We start from the raw sequence: 11,716 nt of genomic DNA, 5'->3' as shown, positions 1-11,716 counted from the left end.
ATTGCATATTATCTTGTAGGCCCGTGCAAGCGTAGCGCCGCCGGGCGCAGCCTGCTCGCGCTAAACAACACGGCGCCCGTCGAGGCTATGACGGCGATCCACAGCGCAACATGCACGATCCGGTCATCAAGGGTTTGGCCGGTTGTTGCCGCCAGCAGCACGCCCACCGTAGCGGCGCCGAGACACTGGCCGAATGTCCTGACGATAGACAACACGCCGGAGGCATAGCTGGCATAGTCTCGCGCCACGTTAGCGAGCATTTCCCGGTTATTGGGGCTCTGGAAGCAGCCAAACCCTATCCCGCAAACCAGGCTGCGCAGGCAGATGTTCCATACGGATGGGCTTTCAGGCAGGGTCGCCAGCAGAACCAACCCACCGATAAATATCATCAGCCCGAGGGTCGAAATCAGCGGCGCGGAAATCATATCTGCCCAACGCCCCGCGTGCGGCGCAATCAGCACAATACCTATCGGCCACGGGTTAAAGAGCAGCGCAGAAACCACGGGACTGTAGCCATACACGCTCTGAAACAGGAACGGCAGCGCGACAAAGGTGATGCCCTGGCTCACAAACGAGGCCAGCGAGGTTAGCGCAGCGAGGGTAAAGCGTCCGTTTTTGAATATGACGGGCGGCAATAAAGGGTGACTTGCCCGCCGAATCCGCCAGATAAAGGCGAGGGCGCTCATCAGCGCGAAAAGTCCCCAGCCGATGGCTTCGTGATTAATGTGCTGCGTGACGCGCTGAAGACTGTTGGCCGTCATGATCGTTGCTCCCAGAAATGTTGCGGAGAGCACTGCGCCTGGCGCATCAAAGGAGGATTTATCACCCGCTGATTCCTTCGGTAAAGCGCGCCATGCCAGCAGCAGGGCGATGCAGCCTGGAATAAGGTTAATGGCGAACAGCCACTGCCAGCTCAGCGCGTTCAGAATCGTTCCGCCCAGCACCGGGGCTATGGCCGTGCTGGAGGCGATAAGCAGGGCGTGCAGTCCCAGAACGCGGCCAAGCAGTCTGCCGGGGAAAACGGATCGCAGGATTGCCGGGGCGATGCTCAGGGTGGCCGCGCCGCCGATGCCCTGCAGAATACGCATTCCGATAAGCACATCCGGGGTCTTCGCCAGCGCGCAGCCGAGAGAGGTAAGCGTAAAGGTGGCGAGCCCGGCCAGAAACACCGGGCGATAGCCCACGCGCGCCGCCAGCGCGGCAAAGATGGCGAGGGTCATGGCCGCTGACAGCAGATAACCGTTGGCGAACCAGACAGCAACATTGGCAGGAACCTGCATTGCGCTTGCCATGGAGGGGAGCGCGATGTTGATCATCGTTCCGTCAAAGACCCCCATCAGCGTGGTGGTCATCACGGCGGCCAGGACCCGGGCGCGCTCATGCCCGGATAAACCTTCATCGCCGGGCAGGTTTGAAAATAGCGTCATCGTCGTTACTCCAGAAAAGAATAGTAATGACGAAACTATAATCATCAGGTATACAGGGCGGAAGACGCAGCATTTGCACTTAATCGTTGCATATAACGCCCTATCTGAGGATTCCTCATGACCGATCCTGACTTTAATCTGCTTGTCGCGCTCGATGTCCTGCTGGCCGAAGCCAGCGTGGCGGGCGCGGCGCGACGCTTAAACCTGAGCACCTCAGCCATGAGCCGAACCCTGAGCAGGCTGCGGGAGGTCACCGGCGATCCTATTCTGGTTCGGGCGGGTCGTCAGATGGTGCTGACCCCCTGGGCGGAAGCCACACGGGATCGCGCCCGCAACGCCGTACACGAGGCGAGGGCGGTGCTCCAGCCCTCCAGCGATACGCTGAAGGTCGAGAATCTGGCGCGCCTGTTCACCATCAGAGCCAACGACGGTTTTGTGGTGGCGTTTGGGCCACTGCTTATTGCCGCAGTCGCAAGTGTTGCCCCCGACGTTTGTATCCGTTTCTCTCCGAAACCTGAAAAAACCTCGCGCTATCTGCGAGAGGGGCTTGTCGATCTGGAAATCGGCGTGCAGAGCAATATGGGGCCTGAAATACGTCTGCAACGGCTGTTTCAGGACAGGTTTGTTGGCGCAGTGCGCCAGGGGCATCCACTGGCTTCGCGTCCGTCAGTTAGCCTGCAGGATTATATCTCCTGGGGGCATGTGGTGGCCTCGCCCGACGGATCGTTACACGGTTTTGTCGATGACGCGCTGGCGGAACGCGGGATGAAACGTAACGTCGCCAGCGTTGTGCCCGGTTTCCCGACGGCGTTATCCGTGGCGTTGGCCTCCGATCTGATTGCCATGGTCCCGGCGCTGTATTTGCTCAATCAGACCATGTCAGAACGCGTACACGTCTTTGAACTGCCGTTTAAAACCCGGAGCATTACCGTCTCACAGATGTGGCATCCGCGCATGGAAAAGGATCCCGCGCACCGGTGGCTCAGGGAGAAGGTGCTGGAAGTATGTCGGCCGGTTCGCTGACCGCTTAAACGGTTTTCTTCGGCACGGAAAGTATAAAGCGCGTCGATACCGCATCGGATTCCACACGGATTTTTCCGTGATGGGCGCTGACGATGGATTTCACGATGGCAAGGCCGATGCCGCTGCCTTCGCCTTTACGCTGTCTTGATGGATCCACCCGGTAAAATCGGTCAAACAGCCTTGGCAGATGTTCTTCCGGGATCGGCACGCCGGGGTTGGCAACCACCAGTTCAACATTGTTTTCCTGCTCTCGGAGTGAGACGGTCACCGCTTTTCCTTCCGGCGTATAGCGCAGGGCATTGGATAACAGATTGTTAATCGCCCTTCTGAACATCTGCGGGTCGCCTTCTGTCAGGCAGGGCATTCCGTTAAATTTCAGCGTGACGTTACGTTCTTCCGCCCAGGCTTCGAAGAAATCGAACACTTTCATGACTTCAGCGCGCAAATCAAAGATCGCCCGGTCCGGGATGAGCTGATTATTATCCGCCTGCGCCAGGAACAGCATGTCGCTGACCATCCGGGTCATTCGGTTGTACTCTTCAAGGCTGGAATACAGCACATCTTCCAACTCCTTCTGAGAACGGTTCTGGCTCAGCGCAATTTCCGTTTGCGTCACCAGATTGGTAACAGGTGTTCTGATCTCATGCGCGATATCGGCGGAAAAATTGGCCTGGCGGGTAAAGACATCTTCTATTTTTTCAATCATATGGTTGAAAGAGATCACCAGCTGTTCCAGCTCAACGGGCGCGCGGGACGGTTCAAGTCGCGCGTCGAGATTCTCTGAGGTGATATTTTTAATGGCGGTGCTGACGTTACGCAGAGGCAGATGGCCCTGGCGTACCGCAATACGAATGACAACAATAATCAGCAGACTGATTGCCGCGGCAATCGCGAAGAGATTCTTCTTCAGGGCATCCAGGTAGTGCAGATGAAAATTAATGGAGAGGCCAATCAGCATCACGTAGTCCTGCGATTTGCCCTGCAATGTCGCCGTGCCTGACGAGGCGATAATCCGGTACGTGTCCATTTTCATGTCGGGCCCCGCGTGCATGGAAGCAGAAGAGTCCTCCACCGTCCACAGAAAGACATCCTGGGTGCGACGGTGCACGTTAAAATCCGGTGTATTCATCGCAGGGCGTAATGCTGCCCCGTGTGCCGAGCTGAACAGGGTATTTCCCTGCGGATCCACAAGCAGAACGGCAACGTTGCGGTAACTGGCGATCGACTCGTTGAGTTTACTGATTTTCTTCCGCTCGGGTTCGGCAGGTGACTGTAGGATACGGTGCATCGCGATGCTGATTTGCTGCAGATCGCTGATGTCCTGCTCAGCAAAATGCTTTTCAACGGAATGCACCATAAACCACGTGAAGGCGAAAAACGCCAGGATCGTGGAGAGACTGATAAAAAAGGTCAGCCGAAGAGCCAGCGAAAAAGGGCGCCTGAAAGGCTTAATGCGCATCCGGCGCCTCCAGCATATAGCCCACACCGCGCACCGTCTGGATCAGCTTGTGTTCATAATCGTTATCGATTTTTGCCCGAAGCCGTTTTACCGCCACATCAATGGCGTTCGTATCGCTGTCAAAGTTCATGTCCCACACCTGAGAGGCAATCAGGGAGCGGGGCAGCACTTCTCCCTGATGACGAAGGAAAAACTCCAGCAGGCTGAACTCCTTACTGGTTAACAGGATGCGATTCCCCGCCCGGCTCACTTTTCTCGACACGAGGTCAACCGTCAGGTCAGCCACCTGAAGCTGGCTTTCCGCAATCACCGTATTTCCGCGCCTCAGCAGCGTTCTTACCCGGGCGAGAAGTTCAGCAAAGGCAAAAGGCTTAATCAGATAATCATCCGCACCCAGCTCAAGCCCTTTGACCCGGTGTTCAATGGTGCCGAGCGCCGTGAGGAGCAGTATGGGCATTCCTTTCCCGGCCGAACGCAGCATGCGGACAATATCCCAGCCGTTCACGTCGGGAAGCATAATATCCAGAACCAGCAGATCGTATTCCGCAGTCATGGCGAGATGGTAACCGTTGAGGCCATTGTCAGCGTGGTCGACGATAAACCCCGCTTCAGTCAGTCCCTTGCTGAGGTATTCACCGGTTTTCATTTCGTCTTCGACGATCAGTATCTTCATCTTGCTCCCCTGACTGGCTGCTGACGACATTCTATTGTGCTCGCGGCCGTTAACAATGACTTACGTTAAAAATGACAACATTGTCATTATCCTGTCACCCGTCAAACAGGATGCGTTCAGTAGAGTGACCCTAAAAATACTCTGGACTTCATTTGAACCATTATGTTCCTGTTAAAACGACTTAGCATCAGTACGGTATTTTTCCTGACAGGCTGCGTCTCGCTGACGCCTGAGTACCAGCGACCCGCGTCACCGGTGCCCCAGCAGTTTTCGTTATCCCGAAATGGCCTGACACCTGCGGTGGCGGGGTATCAGGATACCGGCTGGCGTCACTTTTTTGTCGACCCCCAGGTCGTTGGGTTGATCAGCGAGGGCCTGGAAAACAACCGCGATTTAAAAATGGCTGCCCTGAAGGTTGAAGAAGCCCGGGCGCAGTTCACGGTGACGGATGCGGATCGTTATCCTCAGCTGAATGCCTCCTCGGGTATCACCTATAGCGGCGGTCTGAAAAGTGACAAACCTGCCTCGCAGCAGTACGACGCAGGTCTTGCAGTAAGCTATGAACTCGATTTCTTCGGCAGGCTCAGGAACATGAGCGAGGCGGACCGACAAAACTTTTTTGCCAGCGAAGAAGCCCGTCGTGCGGTGCATATTCTGCTCATCTCTAACGTGTCGCAGAGCTATTTCAACCAGCAGCTGGCCTATAAACAACGCCGTATTGCGCAGGAGACGCTGAAGAATTACCAGCAGTCTTACGCGTTCGTTGAGCAACAGCTGGTGACCGGCAGCACAAACGTCCTGGCGCTGGAGCAGGCCCGGGGGCAGATTGAAAGCACTCAGGCAGAGATAGCCAAAAGAGAGGGTGAGCTGGCGCAGGCCAATAATGCCCTGCAGCTGGTCCTCGGAACGTATCGCGCACTGCCGGGCAACAGCGGCATGAACGCCAGCGATATTGCGCCGGTCAGGCTGCCGCCTCATCTTTCATCAGCGATACTGCTGCAGCGCCCGGATATTATGGAGGCGGAGTATCAGCTTAAAGCGGCCGATGCGAATATCGGTGCGGCACGTGCTGCCTTTTTCCCGTCCATTTCACTGACCAGCGGACTTTCAACGGGCAGCACGGAACTCTCCAGCCTTTTCACAACGGGCAGTGGGATGTGGAATTTTATCCCTAAAATTGATATCCCCCTGTTTAATGCAGGCAGAAATAAAGCCAACCTGAAGCTGGCTGAAATTCGCCAGCAGCAGTCGGTTGTGAATTACGAACAAAAAATTCAGTCCGCCTTTAAACAGGTTGCTGACGCGCTCGCGCTGCGGGAAAGCATTAACCAGCAAATTAATGCCCAGCAGCGGTATCTTGATTCGCTAAATATCACCCTGCAACGTGCCAGAGGGTTATATTCCAGCGGTGCGGTGAGCTATATCGAAGTGCTTGATGCAGAACGTTCTCTGTTCTCCACGCAGCAAACTCTTCTCGACCTTATTTATGCCCGACAGGTGAATGAAATTACGCTCTTCACCGCACTGGGTGGCGGTTGGGTCGAATAAATTCATTTAATTAAACAGGAAAGTAAAAATGCGTAATTCACTTAAAACCGTTGTCCTCGGTGCGATCGCCGTAATGTTTTCTGCCAGCCTTCAGGCCGAGGTTCATCAGCACGCAGGAATGAATATTGCCAGTGAAAGAACCTCAGAGCAGATTATTAAGGGGACCGGCATTATCAAGGATATTGATCTCACGAGTAAAAAAGTCACTATTGCCCATGATGCTATCCCGGCGGTGGGCTGGCCCGCGATGACGATGCGCTTCACCTTTCTTCAGGCTGACGAGAGTATTTCGGCCCTGAAAGTCGGTAGCCACGTTGATTTTTCGTTTGTCCAGCAGGGCAATATCTCTTTACTGAAGAGCATTAAATAGCGAGAAGTAGCATGGCATCTTTAAAAATAAAATACGCTGCCATGATAGTCAGCAGCCTTATTGCAGGAGGGCTGATATCCGTCACGGCATGGCAGCATATTCACACCTCTGCAAAACCTGAAAATCAGGTTTCTGAAAGAAAGGTACTTTTCTGGTATGACCCGATGAAGCCAGACGTTAAATTCGATAAACCTGGCAAATCACCGTTTATGGATATGGATCTGGTGCCAAAATATGCGGATGAAAATGATGATAAAAGCGGTGCCGGAATACGCATTGACCCCACGCAGGTCCAGAACCTGGGGTTAAAAACGCAAAAAGTCACTCGCGGAACGCTGAATTATAGCCAGACGATCCCAGCCAATGTCAGTTATAACGACTATCAGTTTGTTATTGTGCAGGCGCGCGCGGAAGGTTTCGTTGAGAAAGTATACCCGTTGACGATCGGCGACCATGTCAGGAAAGGCACGCCGCTGATTGATATCACCATTCCGGACTGGGTAGAGGCGCAGAGTGAGTTTTTGCTGTTATCCGGTACCGGTGGAACGCCTGTGCAAATCAAAGGCGTACTTGAACGTCTTCGGCTGGCCGGGATGCCGGATGAAGATATTCAGAAGCTACGGGCGACCCGCACTATCCAGACCCGATTTACCATCAAGGCTCCCATTGACGGGGTTATCACGGCGTTTGACCTGCGCACCGGCATGAATATTTCAAAAGATAAGGTGGTCGCTCAAATTCAGGGGATGGATCCGGTCTGGATCGGCGCGGCGGTCCCTGAGTCTATTGCTTATCTGCTGAAAGACACGTCGCAGTTTGAGATTTCAGTACCCGCTTACCCTGATAAATCCTTCCCGGTTGAAAAATGGAACCTTCTGCCGAGCGTGGATCCCAGCACCCGTACGCTGCAGGTGCGCCTGCAGGTCTCCAACAAAGACGAGCGTCTGAAACCGGGCATGAATGCGTATCTCAAACTGAATACGCAAAGTCCGGAGATGCTGTTGATCCCGTCCCAGGCCGTTATTGATACCGGAAAGGAACAGCGCGTGATTACCGTCGATGCAGAGGGGCATTTTGTGCCGAAACCGATCCACGTTCTGCATGAATCTCAGCAGCAGTCCGGTATTGGTTCAGGCCTCAACGAAGGGGAGACGGTGGTAGTTAGCAGTCTGTTCCTGATTGACTCCGAGGCCAATATTACCGGCGCGCTGGAGCGCATGCGTCACGCTGAAACAGCAGACAACACGCATTCAGGTCATTAAGGGGACGATGATGATTGAATGGATTATTCGGCGGTCCGTCGCAAACCGTTTCCTGGTGATGATGGGGGCGCTGTTTCTTAGCATCTGGGGCGCATGGACCATCATCAACACACCGGTCGATGCCTTGCCCGACCTGTCTGACGTTCAGGTGATTATCAAAACCAGCTATCCTGGCCAGGCCCCGCAGATAGTTGAAAATCGGGTGACCTATCCGCTCACTACCACCATGCTGTCGGTACCCGGTGCCAAAACCGTGCGCGGTTTTTCTCAGTTTGGTGATTCGTATGTGTATGTCATTTTTGAAGACGGTACTGATTTGTACTGGGCCCGGTCGCGCGTACTGGAGTACCTGAACCAGGTTCAGGGCAAACTGCCTGCTGGCGTGAGTTCAGAAATTGGCCCGGATGCCACGGGGGTGGGCTGGATATTTGAATATGCGCTGGTCGATCGTTCCAGTAAGCACGATCTCGCAGAATTGCGCTCATTGCAGGACTGGTTCCTGAAATTTGAGTTAAAAACCATCCCCAACGTGGCTGAAGTGGCATCGGTTGGCGGTGTGGTTAAGCAGTATCAGATCCAGGTCAATCCGTTAAAACTTGCCCAGTACGGCATAAGCCTGTCGGAGGTTAAGCAGGCCCTTGCGTCGTCGAACCAGGAAGCAGGGGGATCGTCGGTTGAAATGGCGGAAGCAGAGTATATGGTCCGGGCCAGCGGCTACCTACAGACGATAGACGATTTCAATAATATCGTGCTGAAAACCGGTGCGAACGGTGTCCCTATTTACCTGCGCGATGTTGCTCGCGTACAAACGGGGCCGGAAATGCGCCGCGGTATTGCTGAGCTGAACGGGCAGGGGGAAGTGGCGGGTGGCGTGGTGATCCTGCGCTCGGGCAAAAATGCGCGTGAAGTCATTACGGCGGTGAAGGATAAGCTGGAGACGCTGAAGGCCAGCCTGCCGGAAGGCGTCGAGATTGTGACGACCTACGATCGCAGCCAGTTAATCGACAGAGCTATCGATAACCTGAGCGGCAAGCTGATTGAAGAATTTATCGTGGTGGCCATCGTCTGTGCGCTGTTCCTCTGGCATGTCCGCTCTGCGCTGGTGGCGATTGTCTCTCTGCCGCTCGGCCTGTGTATTGCCTTTATTGTGATGCATTTTCAGGGACTGAACGCCAACATCATGTCGCTGGGGGGCATTGCCATTGCCGTCGGTGCGATGGTGGATGCGGCCATTGTGATGATTGAAAACGCGCACAAACGGCTGGAAGAGTGGGATCATCAGCATCCGGAAGAGCAGATCGACAACGCCACCCGCTGGAAGGTGATCACCAATGCCTCTGTGGAAGTGGGGCCCGCACTGTTTATCAGCCTGCTGATCATCACCTTATCGTTTATTCCCATCTTTACCCTTGAGGGACAGGAAGGGCGACTGTTTGGTCCACTGGCCTTCACGAAAACGTACTCCATGGCGGGGGCGGCCATGCTCGCCATCATCGTTATCCCCATCCTGATGGGCTTCTGGATCCGCGGAAAAATCCCCGCAGAGAACAGTAACCCGCTGAACCGGCTGCTGATTAACGCCTATCATCCGCTGCTGATCAGGGTTCTCCACTGGCCAAAAGCCACCCTGTTGGTTGCAGCCTTATCTATCTTCACGGTTATCTGGCCGCTGAGCCAGGTGGGCGGTGAGTTTTTACCGAAGATCAACGAAGGCGACCTGCTGTATATGCCCTCGACCTTGCCCGGTGTGTCTCCGGCAGAAGCAGCGGCGCTCCTGCAAACCACGGACAAACTCATCAAAACGGTGCCTGAAGTGGCGTCTGTTTTCGGCAAGACAGGTAAGGCAGAAACGGCAACGGATTCCGCACCGCTTGAAATGGTGGAAACTACGATTCAGCTCAAACCAGAGGATCAGTGGCGGCCCGGCACGACGATTGACAAGATAATTGACGAACTGGACAACACCGTTCGTTTGCCAGGCCTGGCTAACCTGTGGGTTCCGCCTATTCGTAACCGCATTGATATGCTCTCCACCGGGATCAAAAGCCCGATAGGTATCAAAGTGTCCGGTACCGTTCTGTCTGATATCGACGCCACGGCGCAGCGCATCGAGGCGGTCGCCAAAACGGTGCCCGGCGTGGTGTCTGCTCTGGCGGAACGCCTGGAGGGCGGGCGTTACATTGATGTGGATATTAACCGGGAAAAAGCCGCCCGCTACGGAATGACGGTGGGCGATGTGCAGCTGTTTGTCTCTTCGGCCATTGGCGGCGTAACGGTAGGTGAAACGGTGGAAGGCGTCGCCCGCTACCCGATCAATATTCGTTATCCTCAGGACTACCGGAACAGCCCGAATGCGTTAAAACAGATGCCTATCCTGACGCCGATGAAACAGCAGATCACGCTGGGCGATGTGGCTGATATTAAGGTTGTTTCCGGCCCCACGATGTTGAAAACGGAGAATGCCCGGCCAGCCAGCTGGATTTACATCGATGCACGGGGCAGGGATATGGTATCGGTGGTGAACGACATTAAGACGGCCATCAGTCAGAACGTGAAGCTGATGCCAGGTACCAGCGTGTCTTTCTCCGGACAATTTGAGCTTCTCGAACATGCCAATAAGAAGCTAAAACTGATGGTACCGATGACGGTGATGATCATCTTCATTTTACTGTACCTGGCGTTCCGTCGCGTGGATGAAGCAATGCTGATCCTGATGAGTCTGCCGTTCGCCCTGGTCGGTGGAATATGGTTTCTCTACTGGCAGGGTTTCCATATGTCAGTCGCAACCGGAACCGGATTTATCGCCCTGGCCGGGGTCGCAGCGGAATTTGGGGTCGTTATGCTGATGTATTTACGTCATGCTATTGAAGCGCAACCTGAACTGTCCCGTCGGGAAACGTTCACAGAACAAGGGCTTGATGAAGCACTTTATCATGGTGCCGTGCTCCGTGTGCGGCCAAAGGCCATGACCGTCGCGGTGATCATTGCGGGCCTGCTGCCAATACTTTGGGGGACCGGTGCCGGTTCGGAAGTTATGAGCCGGATAGCGGCGCCCATGATCGGCGGGATGATCACAGCGCCACTGTTATCGCTGTTTATCATTCCTGCGGCTTACAAGTTGATTTGGTTGCGCAGGCATAAAAAGCCATAAAAAAATCCCGCTGTAATGGCGGGATTTTTACGAGATGAATGCTTAACGCGCCTGGCTGATAAGCTTGCGCCAGGCTCTGTTATGCAGAGTAAACAGCAGCATCTTATAAAAGGCGGTGGAAAAAATACAGCTGCCGCTAAGCAGTAACATGACGATACTCACTAGCGCCGCGGTCAGACTGACGCCCGGAGAAGTACTCTCGATCAGCGCGGCAAGCAGATAAGCTGCTGTTAACAAAAGGCTTATCACCGCCAGCGTAAAATGTAACCGCACAGCGCGCATGCTGCCTTTGCCAATCATAAACATCGTCACACCGTTAAGGCCAGCGAACAGCAGGGCGACCAGCACAACCCACACGAATACGCGCTCGGCTGGCTGGTCGAGTGCGGTAAGTATGCCGTAACCCAGCCACAGCTGCGGAATGGCGAAACTGACAATCACCCCGAGCGTACTGACCGCCGCCGGAATACCCATGGTATGTAGGCCTACAGGCTTACCCATTTCTTCGGCCAGCTGCGTCTTGATCTGTTGCAGCTGCGTCGGGGCGGCATTGTTTATGTTGACGGCCACCTTGTTACAGTGTTGCAGTCGACGGGATAAAACATTAAACATTTGAATACTCAGCGATTAGGCACACATGTTGATTTATATGATCGTATGGAAAAGATTCCGCTCAAGAGCATCACGGCATTTTTTAATAAGTATCTCGATAAGCGATAGTAGAAGGGAAGGCAACTATGAAGCTTTTGTTGGCTTCATTACGGGCCTCATACTCAATTTAACATAATATACATTATGCGTAC

Annotated in this window: 9 protein-coding genes; 5 read left to right on the top strand and 4 right to left on the bottom strand. The window is 54.3% G+C overall.

The annotated features are described in order from the left end of the window. Positions 1-8 precede the first annotated feature (8 nt). On the bottom strand, positions 9-1,427 hold the full coding sequence (locus tag ACOTY9_RS02415) for an MFS transporter (RefSeq protein ID WP_348565497.1): 1,419 nt from the start codon (positions 1,425-1,427) through the stop codon (positions 9-11). A 117-nt stretch (positions 1,428-1,544) separates the two neighbouring features. Here ACOTY9_RS02415 and ACOTY9_RS02410 point away from each other — a divergent pair, with 117 nt between their 5' ends. Further along, positions 1,545-2,450, top strand: coding sequence for a LysR family transcriptional regulator (locus tag ACOTY9_RS02410; protein WP_180253379.1), 906 nt, complete (start codon positions 1,545-1,547; stop codon positions 2,448-2,450). A gap of 4 nt (positions 2,451-2,454) precedes the next feature. Here ACOTY9_RS02410 and ACOTY9_RS02405 read toward each other — a convergent pair whose 3' ends face one another. Together ACOTY9_RS02405 and ACOTY9_RS02400 are read right to left on the bottom strand one after the other, a co-directional pair. Beyond that, positions 2,455-3,909, bottom strand: a complete 1,455-nt coding sequence (locus ACOTY9_RS02405; protein ID WP_348565498.1) for a Cu(+)/Ag(+) sensor histidine kinase — start codon at positions 3,907-3,909, stop codon at positions 2,455-2,457. Further along, positions 3,899-4,582, bottom strand: a complete 684-nt coding sequence (locus tag ACOTY9_RS02400) for a copper/silver response regulator transcription factor (protein WP_045134020.1) — start codon at positions 4,580-4,582, stop codon at positions 3,899-3,901. The genes ACOTY9_RS02405 and ACOTY9_RS02400 overlap by 11 nt, the downstream gene beginning before the upstream one ends. A 162-nt stretch (positions 4,583-4,744) precedes the next feature. Here ACOTY9_RS02400 and ACOTY9_RS02395 point away from each other — a divergent pair, with 162 nt between their 5' ends. Genes ACOTY9_RS02395 through silA form a run of 4 tightly spaced genes read left to right on the top strand, consistent with a single transcriptional unit; the run spans position 4,745 to position 10,913 of the window. Next, positions 4,745-6,130: an efflux transporter outer membrane subunit gene (locus ACOTY9_RS02395; protein ID WP_063861369.1), complete on the top strand. Its 1,386-nt coding sequence runs from the start codon at positions 4,745-4,747 to the stop codon at positions 6,128-6,130. A 28-nt stretch (positions 6,131-6,158) separates the two neighbouring features. After that, complete coding sequence (cusF, locus tag ACOTY9_RS02390; protein ID WP_063861368.1) at positions 6,159-6,500, top strand: cation efflux system protein CusF; 342 nt, start codon at positions 6,159-6,161, stop codon at positions 6,498-6,500. 11 nt (positions 6,501-6,511) lie between these two features. Next, on the top strand, positions 6,512-7,762 hold the full coding sequence (locus tag ACOTY9_RS02385; RefSeq protein ID WP_421637299.1) for an efflux RND transporter periplasmic adaptor subunit: 1,251 nt from the start codon (positions 6,512-6,514) through the stop codon (positions 7,760-7,762). Positions 7,763-7,772: 10 nt separating this feature from the next. Continuing rightward, entirely contained in the window at positions 7,773-10,913 is a 3,141-nt protein-coding gene (silA, locus tag ACOTY9_RS02380) for a Cu(+)/Ag(+) efflux RND transporter permease subunit SilA (protein ID WP_348565736.1), read from the top strand. 42 nt (positions 10,914-10,955) lie between these two features. Here silA and ACOTY9_RS02375 read toward each other — a convergent pair whose 3' ends face one another. After that, the gene (locus ACOTY9_RS02375) at positions 10,956-11,525 is read right to left on the bottom strand and encodes a hypothetical protein (RefSeq protein ID WP_047626185.1); all 570 of its coding nucleotides are present in this window, start codon (positions 11,523-11,525) and stop codon (positions 10,956-10,958) included. Positions 11,526-11,716: the final 191 nt, after the last annotated feature.

The organism is Enterobacter cloacae complex sp. SHL012, from assembly GCF_049237505.1.
Lineage (GTDB): Bacteria > Pseudomonadota > Gammaproteobacteria > Enterobacterales > Enterobacteriaceae > Enterobacter > Enterobacter kobei.
The sequence above is the reverse complement of the archived record's forward strand: the minus strand, read 5'-3'. Positions and strand labels throughout refer to the sequence as shown.